This window comes from Klebsiella sp. C360 (assembly GCF_048822415.1).
Lineage (GTDB): Bacteria > Pseudomonadota > Gammaproteobacteria > Enterobacterales > Enterobacteriaceae > Klebsiella > Klebsiella quasipneumoniae.
Genome location: NZ_JBMEZZ010000001.1, coordinates 295,765 through 317,486, shown reverse-complemented (window position 1 = coordinate 317,486; position 21,722 = coordinate 295,765). Strand labels below are relative to the sequence as shown.

Here is a 21,722-nt window from a genome sequence, read left to right as displayed (position 1 = left end):
TACTCTACGCATCATGGCGTGAATAAACAGGATTTTTGCGCCATGCGGCGGAAATCAGGGCCGATGCCCGGTTAGCTAAGACGGCGAAAGGTCGCGATCTCCGGTCGGGCGATATGTAAATAGTCTTCGGTATCGAGAATGATCGACCGGTCCAGGCGCCCGGCGTTAAAGGCGATTTGTGGAAAGCGCTCAAACAGCAGCGGGTCGGCCACCAGGCGCAGCGCCGGATGGAAGCTGAAGGGGGGAATGGCGCCGAACACGCAGGAGGTGAGCGCCTCCACTTCCGCCGGGCTGGCCAGCGAGGCTTTGCTGCCGCCGATATGCCGGGCCAGGCTGGCCAGATCGGCCTGCTGATCGGCGGCGAGGATCGCCAGCACATGCTGGTTGACGCCGTTTCCTTTTACTTTACAGACTAACGCTTTCGCGCCCTGGCCAAGCGCGGTGCCGCGGATCGCCGAGACAGCTTCGCACTGGCCGACCGCGTCGTGCGCCATCACCCGGTAGCGCGCCTGGTGTTCGTCGAGCAGCGCGCACAGTCGCTGGTGGATATTACCTTCTACTGCTTCAAGCATAGCGTCCTCCTGACAGCATAAAGCAGCCAGCTTAGCGCTGTTGCGCCAGCCTGCCAACGGTGGGCCGGGAAATTCATCATTCGCTCATTATTGCTTCACAGTGCTGTGTTGCAATCCCGCAGGGCTGGATGAGTTTTGTAAATAAAAAAAAGAATGATTTTCATTTTCAATCGAACTTTTTTTATTTCGCTCAGTCTTTATCGGACGACACAGAATATTAATGATTGCCGTAATGAGGTTAGGATGATGCACGATGCGACCATGCAGGGTTCCCCACGCAAGAAGTTTAATAAAATAAGGGAGCTCAACAGACGGCGAAATTACTTTACTAAGAAAGTACGTAATGCCCTGCGGGTGGGAGTGGCGAAAGCGCTCTGGGATCGCCGACGCCGTCAGCCGGTGGATTTGTCGTCCGCGAAAACCGTCTTACTGATGCGCAATGAGGGGGCGGTCGGCGATGTGGTAGTGGATTCCGCGCTGGTGAAATGCCTGCATCAGTCAGGCTATATCGTTGATTTCCTGCTGACGACCTCTAATAGCCAGGTGATGCGTTATAACCCGCGGATCCGCCATATTTATGAAGCTGACCCGGTCACGTCCGCCGATTTTTTGCGAAAATTTAATCATAACGTTCCCCGCGACGTTATTAATGAACTGGCTAATAATAAGTACGATATTATTATTGACCCTTCGCTGTTCGATATTCCCGTGCATCGTCTACGGCTTTTCCGACAAATAAAAGCGAAATCGGTGCTCGGGTTTAATAAATGGCCGTCGATTAAGCACTACTCCCACTCATTTGATTTTGACTGCCAGCGCTGGCACGTGACGAAAACGTTCGAGTTGATCGCCGATTATCTCAAACTGGACACCTGCGGGCTGGATGCTTACGACCTGGCGATCCCCGGGCCGATTATGCAGGTGGTGGCGCAGTATCTGGCGTCGCTGAGCGGAAAAGCGGTAGTGATTAATATTTTTGCCGGCCATGCCGACCGGAGTCTCTCGCAGACGCAACTGGCCGAACTCCTCGACAAACTGCTGGCTCGCCATCCGGGGAGCGCGGTGATTCTGCTCGATCACCGGCGCGAGATCCGCATCCCGCTGCCGCCGGAGGTGGTGGTTAATCCATTTAACACGTTGCACCATGCGATGGCGCTGATTGCCCAGGCGGAGCTGATTATCTCCCCGGACACCTCGGTGGTGCACATGGCGGCGGCATGGAACAAACCGCTGATCGCGGTCTACAAGGACGTTCTGCTCAACAACCGTCTGTGGGCGCCGGGCTATGACAACGCCAGGCAGGTTATCGTTAAATGCGGGAAGGTGCATCAGCATCGCGAGCTGGTGGATCGGATAATGGCGGCGCTGCCGGAGACGCTGTGAGGCGATGAGGGGAGGCTCACCTGCTGGCCGTATGCAAGAGCCAGCAGGTGAGCGAAGGTTGCATTGCCAGTCTGCAACCGCCGCTATTGTACTGTTGCCCGCTGCTCTGCCACATCCGGGAAAGCTCTTAAAGAGGGGTGCGCCGCCAACGACGGGCGGCATCACTCTTCAGTGAGCCACATATCCGCTTCTTCAAACATCTCCTGCACCGTGCGGCTGATCAGCTCTTTTTCATGCTTGCTGGCGTCGGTGTTGATCGCCGGGAGCGTCATCATCGGCTTCACCCGCACTTCCGCCTCCGGAAAAATGCGCTGCATGCGTTTGGTCAGCTCGTTAAGAATGGTCTCTCTGGCGCCCGGCAGCCCGGCAAAATTGCGCTTGTCATAAATCAGTTCCACAAACATCTTCTGTCCTCTGTATGCTGATCGCGGGCGATAGTTTTACTGTATTAATGTACAGTGTCAAGCGATTACCGCGGCGCTGCGCATCCGCCACCACGCGCGACGGGCGGGCTGCGCGCAAAAGCAGCAAACGGTTCGCCACCGACGACGGTGACCTTCAGTGACATCAAGGAGTTATTTCAGTGCTGGCGATTGATAGCTGGAGCCGATATTGACCCTGTAGTGCCAGTTTGCGTGAGAGAGTGGGCTTCATCGACCAGCCGACCACGTTACGGGCGAAGAGATCGTTAACTACTGCCAGATATAACCATCCCAGCCAGGTGCGGATATAAGTAATATTGGTGACCCAGACCTGATTGGCCCGGACAACGGTAAACTGCCGCTACACGCGATTAGGAGCGACCACTGCAGGTCTGCCGGCGATACGATTTGGTGATTTATAACCGCGTGTAGCTTTAATCCGGTTCAGTTGCATGATGCGGCCCACCCGGTTTTTATCTTCGCTCGCTGTGGTCAACTCACGGGAGGACTTTCACCTCTAAGATCGCGCCCATGCTGGGCGCACACATTCTCCCCGTCCTAAATGACGAGGAGAATGTTAAAATATCATTATCTAAGTCCAATCTTGGTAACCGTTTTCGTGAATCCAGACAATACCCGCTGGGCAGTTTTCACTCAAAAACCAAAATCCTTCAAATGCATCGCAATCCATATCATCCTCAGTTTTGGGAAATGCTATTTCAAAAGCTTCGATCTGCTTGTCGATGCTTCCTGAGAGGAACTTTCCATGGCGAGCAAGTTTGATCTCACCATCTTCCAGCAAACGCCTAATAAACCAGATATAAAGCGCTTTTTCTTCTTCATATGTTAGCTCATAGGTGCCATCAACGCTTTCGGGGTCGATATTTTTCCATAGCATGGTAGTAGAAGCCCCTCGAAGAAACTCTTTCCTTTCTTGGTATTTTTTTTCGGTTAAATACATCACGTTATCTCGTCTCCTACCTAAATTTAACTTCAAATCTGTTTAATGAGGTTTTGGAGGCAGCTTTAATATCGGGATTCCCAATGATATCAATTGTCGACCTTGCCCCAGTGTCCTCTGCTGAAGCTGAAAAATTTCGTAAATTGATTGTTTGATTATCATTTATTTTTGCATACATCAGCCTACCGCCTGGAAGAATCTTCTCTTTAAATGGGATACCACCTGTCAGAGATGTAGCAAAGCTAATTATCTCCGGCGGCTTTCGGGAGTGAGGGGGCAGGTGTGGTCTAGCGGAGCATGTCGCGCTGCTGTTGCGTCTGTTCCAGCAATGCCTTCTGTTTCTGCTCAACAATATTCTGGTCAGCTGGACTCAGTGGTGCTGCCGGGAGACCTGCTGATATCAGCCCCGTCAGCAGAAGCCCGTACCTGGGAGAGGGCATATACAACATCAAAAACTCCGTTTTTTGAATTGTTATGAAATCTAATGTAACGATTTGTAATTAAATATCTATTAAAATTTTATTTTTGAATAAAAATTATTATTACCGGAGTATGCTGTCAGGCGGCATAAAAGGCGGACACTGGATGAAAACAAGGCTCAGAACTCAGTCCGCCGGGACCCGGTGTAGCCGGCTACCATTTTGATAGATTCAGCCTTATCCACCCCCTCCCTTGTATCTAACAGTTTGTGGTGATTAGCTACCACCACTGAAGCAGAGTGAGCCGCTCCCTTCCCTTAAGGTCAGAAAAGTCGGCACCGCTGAACCTTGATTTGCAGCATATGGCCCTCCGCTTCACCTTTCACGCCAGCACATCAGGTTGAACGGTTACCGGGAGCTCGACTCCGTATGTACAAGGCGAACAGGCGTGACGGTTTATGTGAGAGGAGTTTGACCATGTTTCCAGTCGGCATTGACGTAAGTAAAAACACCCTGGATCTTTGCATGCTTTATGACGGTATCAAAGGACGCATAAAAACCCGTAACATCCAAAATAACAGGCATTCAGTTGAAAATATTCTTCGCTGGCTCAGGCTTCAACACTGCTGTCCGGAAGATGTTCATGTGGTAATGGAAGCGACCGGTGTTTATCACGAACGGCTGGCCACTGAGTTACATGATGCCGGTTTCCGGGTTTCTCTGGCCAACCCTCACCGCAGTCGGGAGTTTGCACGTGGCATGGGAATCATGACAAAAACGGATAAGGTGGATGCGTATATGCTGGCCTGTTACGCATTCCTTAAGAAGCCACACCGCTGGGAGCCGCCGGCACCCGAAATCAGATATCTCGGCGCACTCCTGCGACGGCGGGATGTTCTGCTGGGTGATGCTCTGCGTGAGGAGGTAAGTAATATCGAGCGGCAGATTAAAGCTCATATCAAAGCCAGCCCTGCACTGAGGCGTGATTATACACTGCTGACCTCAATTAAATCGGTTGGTCCCCAACTGGGGATGCATATGCTGGTCGTGCTTCGCAGCCATAACTTTGTATCGGCTGAGCAGGCTGCCGCCTTTCTGGGCGTGGTGCCGATCGAGAAACGCTCAGGCACATCGGTCCGGAGCCGACCGCGGATGTCGAAAATCGGCCCTCCTCAGTTGAGAGCGAAGCTTTACATGTCCGCCCTGTGCGGAAAAATCTACAATAAGCGAATGCGTAATATTTACGATGAGATGTGTCTGCGGGGTAAACCTAAAATGGTGGCCATTGGTGCGCTGATGCGGAAACTGGTGCACTGGTGTTATGGCGTCCTGAAGACCGGAACCGTTTTTAATGACGAAAGCCTGAAACAAGTACTGTCAACCTGACTGTACCAGGCTGGCATTAAACTCAAGGTAACGCTCACAGCAGTAAGTGAGCGCAGTCCGCTTTGAGCGAGAAACGGACGTTCGGCATGATTACTTCTTAATGAACAGTAATACCAGTTAAGGGAGTAAGCATGTAGCCGCTCGTCTTGACGACCATATTACCAGATGATTATCGCTGAGGTTTGGCTCGGCAATTAAGTGCAGTCCGCGTTCTTCAGCCTCCATCTTACGTCATTTCTGCTCTCTCAAGCCGTTCATCTATACTGACTAGTGCAATGGTCATGTGCATACGAGGCCGCACATGGTTAATTGCCTGGTGCCCAGCCTTATGGCCATCAGAAGAACGCCATGCAAAAGAGTAAGACCTTGAAAAGGCTATTTGCCGTATCGGCAGTAGTCGCTATGTTCAGCACTCCTGGTATGTTAGCCTGGATTTTCACTGTGCTGACAAAGCAAGACGCGCACCGACTGTAAAAACCCCTGCGGCTTAGCAAGATGCAACTCAGCGCTTAAAGGAAAAGTTTTTAAATGACGGGGCCGTGTAAATGCGTTAATCAAACAGATTGTTCTGGTTTACACCCCAATAAAGCTTAAAGAATTAAAAAAGTTTTATTTATCCCCGGAGATAATTAATGAAAATAACCGAATTTTTAATTCCGCATTAATTGGCCTTGTCGCCAGCTGCCGTTCTATGACGCCGATGGCGGCCATCGCTGCAGCACTACTTACCGGGCGCGACACATCGGGCAAACTCTTGCTGCTGGACCGTCCGCTATTCAAATACGGCGCGTTAGCTATGGGTGTAGGTGAACTATTTGGCGACAAGATGAAGTCTGCGCCAGACCGCACCGTGTTTTTGGGCTTATCAGCACGCGTGGCCAGTGCAGGAATTGCGGGCGCCGCGTTGGCACCCAGGGTAGAAGAAAAAACCGGGGCAGCGATCGCTGTCTCTGCCGCTGTGCCGCTTGCATATGTCACGTTTGCGACACGCAAAAATGCCATGGCAGGGATGGGGCAGACTAGGAGTGGCCTGATTGAAGATACGCTCATCGTCGCTATCGGGGCAGCAGTGGGCTTCTTCGCAACGCGCCCAAATCGTATTTAAACGCACTCCGTCTTCAAAGGATAATCCCGGCAAGTAATCATGCAGGGGTCAGTGACTGCTTCTGGCACACACCAGACCTTACCCCTTTGAAATTCATAAAGTGCTCAACGATCGCTTTTTCTGAAAGAGTGATAGTTAATTTCCCAGGCGTTTAGCTTGTTATAGAGCGCTGTGCGAGAAATCCCCAGCTGTTGTGCAGACTGACGCAGGTTGCCCTTCTGCTCGTCAAGCACTCGCAGAATATGTGCGCGTTCAAGGTTATGTAGCGATAACTGCGCATCGGGGCCGACAGTTTTCGTCGGCAGTTTCAGTAGCTGTTCGGGTAAATCCGCATGGGTGATATATAGCCCTTCACACAGGTTTACCACCCGCTCAATCATATTTTCCAGCTCGCGGACATTGCCCGGCCAATCCCATGACTGCAAACTCTCCATAGCGTCTGAAGCCACTACCGGCGGGATTCGCTTCAGGCGCGTGCATAGCGCCTGAATAAAGGTATTGACCAGTTCCGGAATATCTTCGCGACGGTCACGCAGCGGTGGAATTTCCAGTGAAATGACGTTCAGACGGTAATAGAGATCGCGACGAAATGCGCCTTTTTCCACCGCATCCAACAGGTTGCAGTGTGTTGCCGCGATAATGCGGACGTTGACTTTTATCGGATGCGCCGCGCCGATGCGTAACACTTCGCTCTCCTGCAACACGCGCAACAGACTGGTTTGTGCTTCGAGCGGCATCTCGCCAATCTCGTCGAGAAAAAGGGTGCCGCCATCTGCCAGCTCGAATTTGCCCGCCGAACCGCCACGTCGCGAACCGGTGAAGGCACCATCTGCATAGCCAAACAATTCACTCTGAACCAGATCGCGTGGCAGCGCGCCGCAGTTGAGGGCGATAAACGCTTCCTGCTGGCGCGGACTGGCGTTGTGAATCGCCTGGGCAAACAGCTCTTTGCCGGTACCGCTTTCCCCGCTAAGCAGCACAGTGCTGTCGGTACGGCTGCTGGCGCGTGCTTTCTGGATCGCCTGCTGCATGCGTGGCGCGTGGCCGCGGATCATCTCAAAGGTATAACTTGCGCTGACACCCATGACCCGCCGCGTGATGGCGCGAATGCGCTGATTTTCACGCAGCGACAATACGCGGCCACCATCTGGCGCGGGCATGAGCGAAATCAGGCAGGGGAGAGGAGCAAGACCTTCCGGCATAAACTGCATCTCGCGGTCATTACAAAATGGCATGGTCAGCAGCGATCCACCCTGAGGCTGCAATAACACATCAATTGGCGTGTCCTGCGGATCGAGGCCGCTGAATATCTGTCGCGCATAGCGGTTGAGGGTTTTGATGCGTCCATGTTTATCGCAGACTATCACGCCTTCATTCAGCGTTTCCAGAATGGACTGCTGCTCCGCCAGCAGGCGGCGCAGCGTGAGCTGCTGCCCGACCGCTTCCGCCGCCGCCTGCACCGTACCCAGAGTATGCGCGTTGAAGTTATCCGGCGTGGCGGTCAGCGTGAGCACGCCAATCAACTGGCCGCTGCTATCCCGTACGGGCGCGGCGGCGCACTGCCGCCTACGCTTGCGCAGATCAAGCTTCCAGTTCTCGCCGCTCAGCACGTAGACCAGGCGCTGTTCAATCAGGCAACGCGCTGTGCAGTTGGTCCCGAGCACCTCTTCGCGCAGAATGCTGCCAACCGGCGTCAAATCTGCGCCGCAAAAATACAGCGTTACGCCTCGCGCGTCGGTGAGGTTGATATGGCCGTCCGGATTATAGGCCAGCAGATTTTGCATGATACTGCGCGCCACCAGGATCAGTTCGGCGTTGTGTTCGAGGATGGCGGCCAGTTCACTGGCGGGCGGAGTGATATAGACAAAACTGTCCGGATCGATGGCGTGCTGCTGCGAACGTTGCCACGACTGCAAAATACTGCGCCGCAGCGTTTGCGGCTGCTCGCCCTGCAGAAAGCGCTGCCAGCTTTGCCACAGCAGATCGTCCCAGCTGGCAGCTTCCGCGCTATCCGGCAGGCTAAAGATGGCATCACTCTCTTCTCTTAATAACAGACGCTGATTCACTGACCACTCCTGCCAGATTAAATGTCCATTTTATGGACATGCAAAGTTGACATGTAAATTTTGTTGCCGATTTGTGATCTGAAGTTGTGCCAGGCTTCACAAATTTACCCGCTTTTTGGTTGGCATCCCCTTTGCAATAGCTGTGTGAACCGACCAAGAGAAGGGAAATAAGTAGTTATGCGCAAACATAATTTACGCCTGATTCTGTTTATCTGTGCCATCGCTTCGCTCAGCGGGGTGATCCTCGGTTATGACGCCTCGGTGATTTCCGGCGTTATCGAACCGCTGACAGAGCATCTGGCGCTGACGCCGTGGGAAAGCGGCTGGGCGGTGTCAAATGTCATTCTCGGTTGCATCGTCGGAGCCTGGGGCGTGGGCTTTATCTCAGACCGTATCGGCCGCAAATCCACGCTTATCATCACCGCTATTCTGTTCGTCTTTTCAGCAGTCGGCGCTGCGCTGGCCGACTCGTTAACGGATTTTGTGATTTGGCGTCTGGTAGGCGGTCTGGCGGTAGGTATGGCGTCGGCAATTACGCCGCTGTATATCGCGGAAATTTCACCAAAGGACTGGCGCGGACGCATGCTCGGCCTGCAGCAGATGCTAATGGTCGGCGGGCAGGTGGCGGTCTACATTGTAAATTACCTGATCGCGCGCGGCATGTCGCATCAGTGGATCGTCAGTGAAGGCTGGCGCTGGATGCTGGCATCTGGCGTGGTGCCCTGCGCATTGTTTCTGCTGCTGGTGCCGTTTATGCCTGAGTCGCCTCGCTGGCTGGCGCTGCAAGGTAAAACAGAGCGCGCCCGCGCTGTACTGACCCGCCTGTCTAATGCGCAGCACGCCGATCGTCTGCTGCAGGAAATCCTCACCTCAAAACAGCATGACAATATTCAGACCAGCCAGCGCGGCATTCTGCGCGATGCGCGGACCCGCTACATTCTGCTGATCGGCTGCGCTATTGCCATTCTGCAGCAGATTTCCGGCATCAATATTCTGCTGTATTACGCGCCATCGCTGCTGCAAAACATCACTGCCAGCACGCAGGCCTCTCTTTTCCAGAGTATTTTCCTCGGCCTGGCGCTGCTGGCTGGGGTGGCAGGTTGCCTGAATGCCATCGACCGTGTTGGTCGGACGCCTCTCCTGCGCTGGGGAGCGCTCGGATGTGCTGTATGTCTGGTGTTGACCGCCTGGGCCTTTATCGCACAGGTCGGCGGGCTGTTGCCGGTGGTGGGGCTGGTGGCCTTTGTGCTGATCTTTGGCCTGTCATGGAGCCTCGGCGCCTGGCTACTGATTTCCGAAATTTTTCCTAACCGCATGCGCGCCGTGGCGATGGGATTTGCGTTTGCCTCAATGTACGTCGCGAATTTTATCGTTACCCAGACTTTCCCAATGATGAACCGTAACCGCGTGCTGATGGACCATTTTCATGGCGCGTTTCCACTGATGTTGTGCGCCGTAGGTTGCCTCGTGGCGTTCTGGTTTGTGCGCCGCTTTTTACCGGAAACCCGCGGCGTTTCCCTTGAGCATATTGAGCCATTGATGCTCTCCAAATCCCGTCGTTTCGCCGATGAGTCGTCGCGCTCAGATCAACAACCTTCCTCGTCCGTATGGGCGAAAGTGAAATAACAAGGAGTTTTTATGAATCAGCAAACAGTGCGTGTGGGTTTAATCGGCGCAGGCCGCATGGGCAGTTTTCATGCCGAAAATCTGGCGTATCGCGTGCCCGGCGCCACACTGGCGGCAGTCGCCGATCCGTACCCGGAAGCGGCCGAAAAGCTTGCTACCCGACTGGGCGTCAGCAAAGCGTACAGCGATCTACATGCGCTTTTGCAGGATGCGGAGATCGATGCCGTCGCGATTGCCGCCCCGGCACGCACGCATGCGGAATGGGTAATTGCCGCAGCGAATGCCGGTAAACATGTGTTCTGCGAAAAACCAATGGCAATAACGCTGGAGGAAGCGGATCGCGCCATCGCGGCGGCAAAACGGGCTGGCGTGGTATTGCAGGTTGGTTTTAATCGTCGTTTCGATTCCGGGTTTGCTGCCGCGATAGCAGCGGTGAAAAACGGGGAAAACGGCACCACGCAGCTCAGCCATTCGGTAACACGCGATCCGCTTTTGCACGATCCGGCTCCGATTCCGCAGTGGACAATTTTCCTCGAAACGCTGATTCATGATTTTGACACGCTGCTGCACTTCAATCATGGCGCGAAGCCGGTTGAGGTTTATGCGCTGGCCGATGCGCTGGTGCGGCCAGATTTTAAAGACAAAGGGTTGCTGGATACTTCTGTTGTGACCATCCGCTTCGATAATGGCGCGATCGCCATTGCCGAAGCGAACTTCCAGGCGGTGTATGGCTACGATGTGCGCGGCGAAGTTTTTGGCAGCAAAGGCATGTTGCAGGCGGGCCACATCAACGCCAATCACTGCGTGCGTTACACCGCCAACGGCATTGCAGTTGACACCTCGCGACTGGATTCAGATTTACTGCGCGAAGCCTATGTGGCAGAAATGACCGAATTTGCCCGCTGTATCCGTAGTGGTGAAACACCACGCGCCACCGGGGAGGATGCCCGAAACGCGCTGGAAATCGCGCTGGCTTGCATCGAATCCGTCAGGCGCAACCAGCCAGTTAAACTGGGGACGCGCTGATGGCCTCTTATCAACTCTCAGTTTGCGCTGAAATGGTATTCCTCGATCTGCCGTTTATCGAGCGCGTCAAACGCATTCATGAATTGGGCTTCGGTGTCGAAATCTGGGGATGGGCCAATAAAGATATCGAGGCGCTGGCTGCGACCGGCGCGCGCTTTACCTCTATGACCGGCTACCTGAGCGGCAACCTTACAGACGATGCTGAAATTCACCAGCTGCTGCAAACCGCTGAAGCGTCGCTGGCAGAGGCTGCGCGGCTCAACTGCCCGGTGCTTAATCTGCATGGCACCGGTCTTGACGATCAAGGCCTACCGGTAAAACCCGTGACGGCAGTAACCGGCGCGATGTGGCTAAAGGCCGCCGATACGCTGCGCCAGATCGCACAGCTTGGCGAGCGTGCTGGGCGGGTTTTTACCCTCGAAAACCTTAATCTGATACTCGATCACCCCGGCACGCCGTTTGCTCTGGCAGCCGATACGCTGGCGCTGGTGGAAGCGGTAAACAGCCCGGCGCTGAAGATGAATCTTGACCTCTATCATGCGCAGATGGGTGAAGGAAATCTGATCGAACTCATACGGCGCTGCGGTGCTGCCATCGGGGAAGTTCAGGTAGCCGATGTGCCGGGACGTCAGCAGCCGGGAACCGGGGAAATCAACTATCGCGCTATCGCACGCGCACTGCAGGATACAGGTTACAGCGGCACTGTCGCTATGGAAGGCTGGGCCAGTGGTGACAGTACGGCCGCGCTGCAGCAGTTCCGCGATCACTTCACCCTGTAAGTATTGCACGTCGGGTATTTGCCTGTTACCCGACGTTAAACAACGCCATGAAAATTATAACGCTTTCAACCCTACAGGAATTAACTATGAACATCAGAAACCTTATCTTGAGTCTCTGCGCCTTGCTGTTCAGCGTTAGCGTCAGCGCAAAAACATTTACAGTTGGCGTGGCGCTGGCTAACTTCGACCTCAACTTTGTTTCCATCTTGCGCACCCAGATGCAGCAGGAGCTAAAAAAAAACCAGCTTAACGGCCAGTTCGTTGATGCCAAAGGTGACGTCGCGCTTCAGGTACAACAGGTGGATGATTTTATCAATCAGGGCGTTGACGCCATTATTCTTAATCCAGTCGATACTCAAGGCGTACTGCCGATGATCAATGCGGCAAAAAACGCCGGTATTCCGCTGGTCTTTGTTAACCGTAAACCGGAAGTGAAGTTGCCTGCTGATATGGCGTACATCGGTTCTGATTCTGCACAGGGCGGCGAAATGCAGATGGAAGCGCTAGCGAAAAAGATGAACTACAAAGGTAACGTAGCCATTCTAATGGGCGCACTGTCAAATGAAGAAGCGCGAGAGCGCACCCGCGCAGTAGAAGCGGTGATTGCCAAATATAAAGATATGAAGGTGGTTGAGAAGCAATCAGCTAAATGGCAGCGCAATGAAGCTGTGGATGTCGTCTCAGGCTGGCTTTTGAATCAGCGCCCAATTGATGCCATCGCCGCTAACAACGACGAAATGGCCATTGGGGCGAACATGGCTTTAAGCCAGGCGAAAAACGAAAAAATTCTTGTCGCAGGCATTGATGGGACGCCGGACGGCCAGCAGTTTATCAAAAATGGCAAAATGGCACTGACCATTTTCCAGGATGCCAAAGGACAGGCCAACGGCGCGGTTCAGGTGACCAAAGCGCTGTTGAATAAACAAAATGTCCAGACATATAACTGGGTGCCTTATCAGCTTATTACGCCTGAAAATTATCAGGCATTTTCTGCTGAAAAGTAACAATTACTCGTGCCGTTAAAATAGGCTGACGTGTAGGACTCATGCAAAATTAAATGTCCGCTTCTGGCACAAAGCGGACATCTGATAGTGATAACTCTGCATGCAATGCCATATCTTGCGGGCTTCATGTTCTATCGCTATTTTTCTTCTGGTGCTGCGGTTGGAAAATGTCTGAATATGTTCCGATTGTCAGATTTGGCCGTCTACGAAAATTTCCCACAACTCTTCTACAGCGCTGGACATCCTTGCTGCCGGGCGGAAAAGCCTGATGTCTATGGGTACCCAGAGCGCGCTCTCTTTCTTCGCCGCAACGGCAATGGAACCGGCATCAACATCCGGCGCTGCCAGCGTTTCCGGCAACCATGCGATGCCGTCACCGGCCCTGACCATGGCCAGTAATGTTGCAGCCAGATCGGCAGTGAATGCGATTTCCATTCCGCGTCTGGCACGGTTGACCTGCGAGGTGTTGGATAGGATCCGGCCAAGGCCGGATTCAGCCGAATAGGACAGAAAAGGAAACTTTTTGCCGCCCGATGCATACCACATTGGCTCGCGGGTTGCCGGATCGCATCTGGAATAAGGCAATAATGTTTCCCGCCCGAGCCGGACACTGAGGTATTTCGACTGATCAAGATTGATGTGCATATGAGGGTGGAAGTAACAAAGCAAAAACTGCGCGTCACCTTTGTCGATCATGCGTTCACAGGCACTCAGTGTGTCAGATAACAGGCGAAAAGAACCGAAGCGGGCGATTTTTTCGTTATTACGCATCAGTGCCGGGAAAAAAGAAAATGACAGAGAGTGCGTGGCGGAAAAAATAACATCCGGTCTGGTTTCTCCTGCGGCCTCTATAGATTCACTTCTCAGGGTATAAAGTGCGCGAATAAGTTCAGGGATCTGCGTAACGAATACTTCCCCGGCGCGCGTCAGGCTGACGCCCCGACGATTTCTTTCAAAAAGCGGCGTTCCAAGCCACTCTTCCAGCGAGACAATCCTCCGGCTGAATGCTGGCTGTGTCACATATCGTGAAGCTGCCGCACGGGAGAAATTCAGGGACTGTGCCAGCGCAACACAGTCCTCAAGCCAGGTTAACTCCAGGTGATGCCGATTTTGCATTACAGCCTGCCTCTTTGGCATTAGAACGAAATTTGTTAACTGCTTAGGATGGTATCAGACAGGACAACAAGGTCCCTGAACACTACGTTAGTGCATTATGCCGATAAATATACGGCATGACATAAAACATTGCGTAGGTAATTTAGTTAGATCGTATTTGACTGGAAACTGCCGGAGAGAACATGCGTATCCTTGACGTTGTAGAAATTACCAAGCCTATTGCTTCCCCTATCCGTAATGCTTACATCGATTTCAGCAAGATGACGGCCAGCCTGGTTGCCGTTGTGACAGATGTTGAGGTAGACGGACGTCGCGTAGTGGGATACGGCTTCAACTCTAACGGCCGTTACGGTCAGGGCGGCCTGATCCGTGAACGCTTCCGCAACCGTATCCTTGAAGCCGAACCAGAAAGCCTGCTGAATGCCAAAGGCGACAACCTGGATCCGCATAAGATCTGGGACGTCATGATGAGCAACGAAAAACCGGGCGGTCACGGCGAACGTTCAGTTGCGGTAGGTACGCTGGACATGGCCATCTGGGATGCAACCGCAAAAATTGCTAACAAGCCGCTGTTCCGCCTGCTGGCAGAAATGAAGGGCGTTGAGGCTAACCCGCGTGTTTTTGTCTACGCGGCGGGCGGTTACTATTACCCGGGTAAAGATCTGAGCGCGCTGCGTCAGGAGATGCGCGGCTATCTTAATCGCGGCTATAACGTTGTGAAGATGAAAATCGGTGGAGCGTCTCTGGAAGAGGACCGTCGCCGTATTGAGGCCGTCCTGGAGGAAATTGGCAGCGAAGCGCGTCTCGCCGTTGACGCCAATGGCCGCTTCGATCTGGAAACCGGTATTGCCTATGCGAAAATGCTGCGTGACTACCCGCTGTTCTGGTACGAAGAGGTCGGTGACCCACTGGATTACTCCCTGCAGGCCGCGCTGTCAGAGTTCTATCCGGGCTCAATGGCCACGGGTGAAAACCTTTTCTCCCATCAGGATGCGCGAAATCTGCTGCGCTATGGCGGCATGCGCCCGGATCGTGACTATCTGCAGTTTGACTGCGCACTCTCTTATGGTCTGGTTGAATATCTGCGCACGCTTGATGTGCTTGAGCAGTTTGGCTGGTCACCGTCACGCTGCGTCCCTCACGGTGGTCACCAGATGTCCCTGAACATTGCCGCAGGCCTTGGCCTGGGTGGCAATGAAAGCTATCCCGATCTGTTCCAGCCTTACGGCGGTTTCCCTGACTCGGTGAAGGTAGAAGATGGCCATATCATCATGCCGGAACTGCCGGGTATCGGTTTTGAGGGTAAATCAGACCTCATCAAAGAAATGCGCGCGCTGGCTGAATAAGTCTCTGCTGACATCTCGTCTTGCTTAATTTAATGACGCCCTTCCGCGATGCGGAAGGGCGTAGCGGGAAAAATGTATGAAGCTTTTAAGTTATCTGACGCCTGAAGGATATAAAAGTTACGGTATTTTACAGGGTGAGGGAGTTATTGACCTGAGAAGCCGGACAGATATTGATACTCCCGATTTGAAAAGTTTTATCAGAGAAAAAGGGATCGCAGCTGCTGACGGATATATCAGCTATGAGCCGGATTATCAGCTTTCTGATATTACCTTCCTTCCTGTTATTGAAAATCCGGGCAAAATACTTTGCGTCGGCATGAATTATCAGGCCAAACGCACTGAGTTTAGTATTACTTCGGATGCGCCTACCATATTCATCCGGTTCTCAGATTCTCAGACCGCTCATCTGGGCGACATCGTGAAGCCTGCGCTGAGCGATCAGCTCGATTATGAGGGTGAGCTTGTAATCATAATCGGAAAATCCGGCATAAACATCGCTGAGCAGGACGCGGCAGAATACATAGCGGGCTATTCCTGCTATATGGATGGCTCCGTGCGTGACTGGCAGCATACCTGGTTCACTGCCGGCAAAAACTGGAGCAAAACAGGTGGGTTCGGTCCCTGGCTGGTTACGTGTGATGAGGTCCCCGATCCGCAAAAGCTTCAGCTAAAAACCTGGCTTAATGGTGAAATTGTTCAGCAGGACAGTACAGCTAATATGGTTCATCCAGTAAGCAAAATTATCAGTTATATGAGTACCTTTACACAGCTATCCCCGGGTGATGTTATTTTGACAGGCTCACCAGGCGGTGTTGGTCGTTCACGTAATCCGCAGGTATTTCTTAATGACGGCGATGTTATTGAAGTTGAAATTGAGTCAGTCGGTCGCCTGACTAATTACGTCGTTGCAGCTTCAAAATAATAAAAATATTTTATCTGACTGATATTTAAAAGGACCTGAAATCAGCATTTCCTCCCCTACATCTGCTCTAAATGAGGAAGTTATCATGAGTGATAATGCTCTTAAAGGTAATGCACTTATCGGGAAAAAACGCTGGACAATTATACTCCCTGCAGTGTTTATCATGTATACCATTTCTTTCTTCGACCGGGTGAATATAGGCATGGCGCTGCCCCATATTACGGCCGAAATGGGGCTCAGCCCGGTAGAAGCTGGCTGGCTTGGCGGTGCATTTGCATGGGGCTACGTGGCGACGCAGTTTACCGCTGGCTGGCTGGCGCTTCGCTTTGGATCGCGAAGAATAATTGGCGTCAGCCTGTTTCTTTTTGGTGCCTGCGCCATGCTCACGGGTCTGACGCGTAACTTTGGTGAACTGGTTGCCATCCGTTTCTTCCTGGGACTTGCTGAAGGGCCGATTCAGGCAGCAACGGCGATGTTTCTGGCACAGTGGTTTATGAAGCCAGAAAGGGGACGCGCTTTTGGTATCTGGAACCTCAGCCTGGGGGCCGGTGCGTTTCTGGCCGGTCCAATATCGGGCTGGATCCTGGCACATCATGACTGGCGCATGATGATGGTCATTGAAGGGGCACCCGCGTGGCTGTTCTGCATCATCTGGTTTTATCTGGTACCCAAAAGTATTCAGGCTGCAAGCTGGCTCAGCGCCGAAGACCGGGAACATATCCAGAAAGACCTGGCGGCTGAGCAGTCAAACTATGTGAAGGAGAAATCTGACCCGTGGTGGACCATTCTCAAAATACCGGCACTCTGGCTAATGCTTATCGGTTACTCCCTGCACAGCATGCTGGCTTACGGCTTCACGCTCTGGCTGCCGACAGCACTCAAGGGGTATGGAACGCTCAGTGAATTCATGGTGGGTCTAATCAGTGGAATGCCCTTCCTGATGACCATGGTGGGCATCTGGTATATCACCCGGCGTTCAGATAAGTACAACCAGGAACGACGGCTGCATGCCGCGATTCCCACCGTATTATGCGGTATCGCGTTGTCAGCCGCAGCCTTTGTTCCGCTCTCTTACTACTGGGTGCAGATAGCGTTGTTCCTGTTTGTCGGCCTGACAATGAAGATGCTTGTGCCGCTGGTCTACGTCCGGCTGACGGAAATTCTACCCACGAAGAAAGCGGTCCCTGCGGTGGCCTTCGTCGGCGCATGCAGCAACTTTATTGGTCAGTTTGGCGGACCGCTTGTTGCCGGCTACCTGAAGCACCTGGGGGGCGGCACTGACATGACGCTCGCATGGAGCGTACTGGGTCTGTTCTCAATCGTGGGGGGAGTGCTGTTTGCGCTGGCCGTGGGACGTGAGGAAAGCGTCTGGGACATCAGGCAGGCATTCCGGGTTACTTCCCGCAGGACGATTTCCGCGCGGGAATAAAACGCAGAACCTGCCCCTGCGTATGGGGCAGGCAGACATTTTATAATCACTGACGTTTATTAATCAGGAGTGCGATGTGAGGTTATATATCAGAGAGTCTCTGGCGGCATATACAGGCGCCGGGCGCGTACTCAGGCGGGAAGAGCAGATAAGAATCAATCAGGCTATTGGATCCTGCGGATTTTCAATGCTCAATCTTGGTGCCTATCTCTCTGGTGCGAATGACGAAGAAAAAGGTGCAACAGTGTTCGCTGTTCAGAGCACCAGAAAACTCTCACGTACTGAGTACAGCATCACGATCAACGACGAAGCGGGGGCCGGGTTTGCGATAGCTAACGGGATAAACAGTGCCTCACTGGTTATGTCTGTGAGTGAAACCATGAATGTTCGCCGGTTTGGTATCACTCGCACTGTATCGTTCCGGCAGCTGAAGGCGGTTGCGGCAGTGCTCAAAAGCGGCGGGGTCATGACAGATTTGCAACTCTCAACCGTGTTCGGCTGTCCTTTTGAAGGAAAAATGAACGACGGCATTGTATTGCAACTTATCGACTACTTCTGTCTGCTGGGAATAGACGGCGTTACGCTTCGCGATTCATCGGGCGCTGCTTCGCCGACAGAAACGGCTGCGCTGTGTCGTCGTCTGCGGCAGGACTATCCCCACCTGACTATTACCCTTCATCTGAGCGATGCGACCGGGCGAGCCGCACAGAATACCTGCGCAGCTGCTGGCGAGGGCGTGACACGTTTTGGTCTGACCGGCAGAGAACTGGCGGTATCGGGAAGTATGAATATGAAGCATCTGATTGAAACGTCGTTAAAGTATATCGCAGAGGTTGAACATTATGGTTTTACAACGGAGATTGATACTGAAAAGCTCGGGCAGGTGAGTGAATATGCTTTGCTTACTGAGGTTTAATTTCTAAATATTTAAACCCAACTCAACTCCTTTTAAGGAAAATTTATGCCAGAAATAGTTATTAATCTTGCTGCCGGACGTGACAGAAAGCAAAAAGAAAAACTTATGCAAGTAGTTTTTATGGCAGTAAAAGAAAGTCTGGATGTAAAGGATGAATACATTGTCATTTCTCTGAACGAGACTCCCAGGGACAACAAATCACGTGGTGGTAAACTTTTTAGCGAAAAATGAAAAATCATCTTCGTCCGTTTTATTTAGCATATGAATAGTTAAAAATTTTGTCGCCTTACCTTTTCCTGTCTGGCCGGAAGTAGCGTCCTGGTAGCTTCCGCATAATGTTCACCTTATTTCGAACCATTGTCTGCATTTTGGAGAGTAACGTCCGTTTTTGGCACAAAGCAGACGTTAAAGCCTACAGCATTGGGAAGCTTCTGGATGCCGCGTTAGCGGCATGGAGGCGCCAGATGAAGCGGCATGTACCTGTGGAGTCAAATGGCGCCGAAAGCCCGGCGTAGCCGGCTCCTGGTTCACAAATTCTGCCTGTCAGCCCCATGCCCTGGTTAGCCTTAACCCGCGATCAGCAATGAAGAAATTAAGGTAATCCCTTTTAACCCCGGTGAGCGGGCTTTACGGCGTTTACGACGTAAAGGGCGTGATTTCCGGGGCCTTAGCGGCGGCAGCTTGCTGCTGACGCTTAGGGGGATGTTCATAAAAAATTTCAGCGACACCAGGGAACTTAACACGGTAGCTGGAAAGCCATACCCGCTCAAAACGTCTCAGACGCTTCTGTACGCAGTCGGGGAATATCTCCGCGTTAGCGCCGTTCAGGCGCTTATGAGCGTGTACCCCCTGAACTCACGGCAGCACCCCTTACAGCGACGAAGAAGAGTAGTTACAACACCTATCATTAAAAGCGATGGTGTTTCCCGGCCTTCGCCCGCGGGCAGCAGAAAAGCTGCGCGGTGAGCATCAGTACTGCCGGTTCGTCTCCGCCTTTGTCAAAACCAGCCCCTTCGCGCTGAATGAACCCTATTACGGCAACAGCGCCTCGCTGAAGCTGCTGACGCCGACGCAGGATTCCCGGGATATTATCGCCGCGGCGACAAGCTGCCTGGACGCCATCTGGAAAGCGGGGCACCGCTATCAGAAGGCCGGGGTGATGCTCGGCGATTTCTACAGCCAGGGCGTCGCCCAGCTGAACCTGTTCGACGAGCTTGCCCCGCGGCAGAACAGCGCCAGGCTGATGCAGGTGCTCGACCAGCTGAATGCGAAAAACGGCAGGGGGGCGCTCTATTTTGCCGGCCAGGGGATCCAGCAGCAGTGGCAGATGAAGCGAGAGATGCTATCGCCGCGCTACACCACGCGATACGGCGACCTGCTCCGCGTCAGATAACGCGCGCTATCCCTGCACCGCAGCCGGAAAAACCGCCGCCAGCCATTCAATAAAGACGCGGAGCCGGGGCGGCACGTGCCGGTGCCGGGCATAGACGACGTGAAAGGGATAGGGGGCCGGGCGCCAGGCGGCGAGGATCTCCACCAGTTTGCCGCTTGCCAGCGCGGGTCTTAGCGAATAGGTAAAGGTCTGCACAATGCCTAAGCCCGCCTCGACGGCGGCAATATGCGCGTTGCTCTCATTGATGCCGAGATGGGGCTCTGTCTTGAGCTCGGTACTGACGCCGTGACGCGTAAAACGAAACGGAAACGCTCTGCCGCTGGCCGGCGACAGATAGCTGATGAGCTGGTGGCCATGGTGGAGTTCATCCGGCGAGGCGGGCGTGCCGCAGCGCTGAAGATAGCCCGGGGTGGCGCAGGTGACCAGCGTCGCCTCGCCGATTTTACGGGCGATCAGCGTCGAGTCTTCCATCGGCCCGCCGCGGATGGCGCAGTCAATATTGCCGCTGATGAGGTCCGCGGGTTTATCGGCCACCTGCAAATCAATACGGATATCCGGCCAGGAGGTCATAAAGTCCGCCAGCAGCGGGATCAGCACATCGCGCGCGGTCGACCCGCCGATGGCGATCCGCAGATGGCCCTTCGGCTTATTGTGGGCGGTATTGAAGGAGGCGTCGATCTCTTCCAGGTCTTCCAGCAGGCAGCGAGCTTTTTCATAGTACTCCCGTCCTTCCGGCGTTACGGTAATACGCCGGGTGGTGCGCTGCAGGAGGGAAACCCCCAGGTGCGCTTCCAGTTGCTTGATGGTTTTGCTGAGGGTGGCGTTGGGCATATCCAGCGAGTCCGCGGCGCGGGTAAAGCTGCCGGCTTCGACAACGCGGGTGAAGGCTTTGAGGGCTGAAAACCGGTCCATTATGGGCGTGATCCTGGTTATTGGACGTCATTATCCACGGAGGGGAAAAGTGTTTTTCAGATTAGGCCATTTTTCCGCCTCTGTGAGGCGATTACAGTGCTTTCCATACCCGGCGGGACGCTTTCGCGAGCCTGGCCTGTTTATACTCTAACCAAGGAAATGCACCATGAGCAAAAAACTTGCGGATAAAGTGGCGTTAGTGACCGGCGGCAGCACCGGGATTGGCCTGGCGTCGGCGAAAGCGCTGGCGGAGCAGGGCGCGAAGGTGTATATCACCGGCCGCCGACAGGAGGAGCTGGATGCGGCGGTAAGATTCATCGGGCCCGCCGCCCGCGGGATCCGCGCCGACGCCGCCGTGTTAAGCGACCTTGACGCGGTATTTGCGACCATTGCCGACGAGTCCGGCCGCCTGGATGTGCTGTTCGCCAATGCTGGCGGCGGGGATATGCTGCCGCTCAGCGCCATCACCGAAGCGCACGTCGAGCGGATTTTCGCCACCAACGTGCGCGGGGTGGTGTTCACGGTGCAGAAAGCGCTGCCGCTGCTCACCGACGGCGCCTCGGTGATTTTGACCGGCTCTACGGCGGCGGTCAAAGGGACGGCTAACTTCAGCATCTATAGCGCGAGTAAAGCTGCGGTACGCAGCCTGGCGCGCTCCTGGGCGCTGGAGGTGAACGACCGCGGGATCCGCATCAATGTCGTCAGCCCGGGGCCGGTGCGTACCCCGGGTCTGGGAGGACTGGTGGCGGAGGCGGACCGTCAGGGCCTGTTCGATGCTCTGGCCGCCAGCGTACCGCTCGGACGGCTGGGCGAGCCGGAGGAGATTGGTCGGACGGTGGTGTTTTTAGCGTCGGATGAGTCGAGCTTTATTAACGCCGCAGAGATCTATGTCGACGGTGGAATGGCGCAAATCTAAGCACAGTCTGTCGCCAGGCGAGC

Annotated in this window: 19 protein-coding genes and 3 pseudogenes; 14 read left to right on the top strand and 8 right to left on the bottom strand. The window is 53.7% G+C overall.

Features of this window, described 5'->3' with window-relative positions; all coding sequences use genetic code 11:
• Positions 1 to 71: 71 nt before the first annotated feature.
• Positions 72 to 572, bottom strand: a complete 501-nt coding sequence (locus ACOI7D_RS01515) for a YbaK/prolyl-tRNA synthetase associated domain-containing protein (protein WP_109547493.1) — start codon at positions 570 to 572, stop codon at positions 72 to 74.
• Positions 573 to 667: 95 nt separating this feature from the next.
• Positions 668 to 824 (bottom strand): annotated as a pseudogene (locus ACOI7D_RS01510) (hypothetical protein).
• Between ACOI7D_RS01510 and ACOI7D_RS01505 the strand changes: the two are divergent.
• A complete protein-coding gene (locus ACOI7D_RS01505; RefSeq protein ID WP_162543159.1) occupies positions 819 to 1,955 on the top strand; it encodes a glycosyltransferase family 9 protein in 1,137 nt (378 codons plus the stop codon). The pseudogene ACOI7D_RS01510 and the gene ACOI7D_RS01505 sit on opposite strands and share 6 nt — an antisense overlap.
• Positions 1,956 to 2,116: 161 nt before the next feature.
• Here ACOI7D_RS01505 and ACOI7D_RS01500 read toward each other — a convergent pair whose 3' ends face one another.
• The 3 genes and pseudogenes from ACOI7D_RS01500 to ACOI7D_RS01490 form a co-directional block, all read right to left on the bottom strand.
• The gene (locus ACOI7D_RS01500) at positions 2,117 to 2,359 is read right to left on the bottom strand and encodes a DinI family protein (RefSeq protein ID WP_004203750.1); all 243 of its coding nucleotides are present in this window, start codon (positions 2,357 to 2,359) and stop codon (positions 2,117 to 2,119) included.
• A 217-nt stretch (positions 2,360 to 2,576) separates the two neighbouring features.
• Positions 2,577 to 2,852: pseudogene (locus ACOI7D_RS01495) on the bottom strand (DDE-type integrase/transposase/recombinase); the annotation flags it as partial.
• Between the two features lie 117 nt (positions 2,853 to 2,969).
• A complete protein-coding gene (locus tag ACOI7D_RS01490; RefSeq protein WP_048297284.1) occupies positions 2,970 to 3,275 on the bottom strand; it encodes a DUF596 domain-containing protein in 306 nt (101 codons plus the stop codon).
• Positions 3,276 to 4,234: 959 nt separating this feature from the next.
• Between ACOI7D_RS01490 and ACOI7D_RS01485 the strand changes: the two genes are divergently transcribed.
• On the top strand, positions 4,235 to 5,143 hold the full coding sequence (locus tag ACOI7D_RS01485) for an IS110 family transposase (RefSeq protein ID WP_109547491.1): 909 nt from the start codon (positions 4,235 to 4,237) through the stop codon (positions 5,141 to 5,143).
• 691 nt (positions 5,144 to 5,834) lie between these two features.
• Positions 5,835 to 6,248 carry a hypothetical protein gene (locus tag ACOI7D_RS01480; protein WP_048297285.1) on the top strand — a complete coding sequence of 138 codons (414 nt, stop codon included), beginning with the start codon at positions 5,835 to 5,837 and terminating at the stop codon, positions 6,246 to 6,248.
• Between the two features lie 104 nt (positions 6,249 to 6,352).
• Here ACOI7D_RS01480 and ACOI7D_RS01475 read toward each other — a convergent pair whose 3' ends face one another.
• Positions 6,353 to 8,314: a sigma-54-dependent Fis family transcriptional regulator gene (locus ACOI7D_RS01475; protein WP_109547490.1), complete on the bottom strand. Its 1,962-nt coding sequence runs from the start codon at positions 8,312 to 8,314 to the stop codon at positions 6,353 to 6,355.
• 177 nt (positions 8,315 to 8,491) lie between these two features.
• On the opposite strand from ACOI7D_RS01475, the gene ACOI7D_RS01470 reads away from it, so the two are divergent.
• The 4 genes from ACOI7D_RS01470 to ACOI7D_RS01455 all read left to right on the top strand — a co-directional run bounded on the left by ACOI7D_RS01470 (position 8,492) and on the right by ACOI7D_RS01455 (position 12,749).
• A complete protein-coding gene (locus ACOI7D_RS01470; RefSeq protein WP_109547489.1) occupies positions 8,492 to 9,940 on the top strand; it encodes a sugar porter family MFS transporter in 1,449 nt (482 codons plus the stop codon).
• Positions 9,941 to 9,952: 12 nt separating this feature from the next.
• Entirely contained in the window at positions 9,953 to 10,966 is a 1,014-nt protein-coding gene (locus ACOI7D_RS01465) for a Gfo/Idh/MocA family oxidoreductase (RefSeq protein ID WP_048297288.1), read from the top strand.
• On the top strand, positions 10,966 to 11,745 hold the full coding sequence (locus ACOI7D_RS01460) for a TIM barrel protein (RefSeq protein WP_048297289.1): 780 nt from the start codon (positions 10,966 to 10,968) through the stop codon (positions 11,743 to 11,745). The genes ACOI7D_RS01465 and ACOI7D_RS01460 overlap by 1 nt, the downstream gene beginning before the upstream one ends.
• A gap of 86 nt (positions 11,746 to 11,831) precedes the next feature.
• Complete coding sequence (locus tag ACOI7D_RS01455) at positions 11,832 to 12,749, top strand: substrate-binding domain-containing protein (RefSeq protein WP_109547488.1); 918 nt, start codon at positions 11,832 to 11,834, stop codon at positions 12,747 to 12,749.
• Between the two features lie 189 nt (positions 12,750 to 12,938).
• Here ACOI7D_RS01455 and ACOI7D_RS01450 read toward each other — a convergent pair whose 3' ends face one another.
• Complete coding sequence (locus tag ACOI7D_RS01450) at positions 12,939 to 13,865, bottom strand: LysR family transcriptional regulator (protein WP_060592209.1); 927 nt, start codon at positions 13,863 to 13,865, stop codon at positions 12,939 to 12,941.
• Between the two features lie 182 nt (positions 13,866 to 14,047).
• Between ACOI7D_RS01450 and ACOI7D_RS01445 the strand changes: the two genes are divergently transcribed.
• The 6 genes and pseudogenes from ACOI7D_RS01445 to ACOI7D_RS01420 form a co-directional block, all read left to right on the top strand.
• The gene (locus tag ACOI7D_RS01445; RefSeq protein ID WP_048297292.1) at positions 14,048 to 15,211 is read left to right on the top strand and encodes a mandelate racemase/muconate lactonizing enzyme family protein; all 1,164 of its coding nucleotides are present in this window, start codon (positions 14,048 to 14,050) and stop codon (positions 15,209 to 15,211) included.
• 76 nt (positions 15,212 to 15,287) lie between these two features.
• Positions 15,288 to 16,133 carry a fumarylacetoacetate hydrolase family protein gene (locus tag ACOI7D_RS01440; protein ID WP_048297293.1) on the top strand — a complete coding sequence of 282 codons (846 nt, stop codon included), beginning with the start codon at positions 15,288 to 15,290 and terminating at the stop codon, positions 16,131 to 16,133.
• An 85-nt stretch (positions 16,134 to 16,218) separates the two neighbouring features.
• Complete coding sequence (locus ACOI7D_RS01435) at positions 16,219 to 17,562, top strand: MFS transporter (RefSeq protein WP_048297294.1); 1,344 nt, start codon at positions 16,219 to 16,221, stop codon at positions 17,560 to 17,562.
• 76 nt (positions 17,563 to 17,638) lie between these two features.
• Positions 17,639 to 18,478, top strand: coding sequence for a hypothetical protein (locus ACOI7D_RS01430; protein ID WP_053065902.1), 840 nt, complete (start codon positions 17,639 to 17,641; stop codon positions 18,476 to 18,478).
• 45 nt (positions 18,479 to 18,523) lie between these two features.
• The gene (locus ACOI7D_RS01425; RefSeq protein WP_048297295.1) at positions 18,524 to 18,709 is read left to right on the top strand and encodes a tautomerase family protein; all 186 of its coding nucleotides are present in this window, start codon (positions 18,524 to 18,526) and stop codon (positions 18,707 to 18,709) included.
• 709 nt (positions 18,710 to 19,418) lie between these two features.
• A pseudogene (locus tag ACOI7D_RS01420) lies at positions 19,419 to 19,871 on the top strand (DUF4113 domain-containing protein); the annotation flags it as partial.
• 6 nt (positions 19,872 to 19,877) lie between these two features.
• Here the strand turns inward: ACOI7D_RS01420 and ACOI7D_RS01415 are convergent.
• The gene (locus ACOI7D_RS01415; protein WP_050533956.1) at positions 19,878 to 20,783 is read right to left on the bottom strand and encodes a LysR family transcriptional regulator; all 906 of its coding nucleotides are present in this window, start codon (positions 20,781 to 20,783) and stop codon (positions 19,878 to 19,880) included.
• Between the two features lie 166 nt (positions 20,784 to 20,949).
• Between ACOI7D_RS01415 and ACOI7D_RS01410 the strand changes: the two genes are divergently transcribed.
• Positions 20,950 to 21,699 (top strand): SDR family oxidoreductase, encoded by a 750-nt coding sequence (locus ACOI7D_RS01410; protein WP_012542112.1) that lies wholly within the window; start codon positions 20,950 to 20,952, stop codon positions 21,697 to 21,699.
• Positions 21,700 to 21,722: the final 23 nt, after the last annotated feature.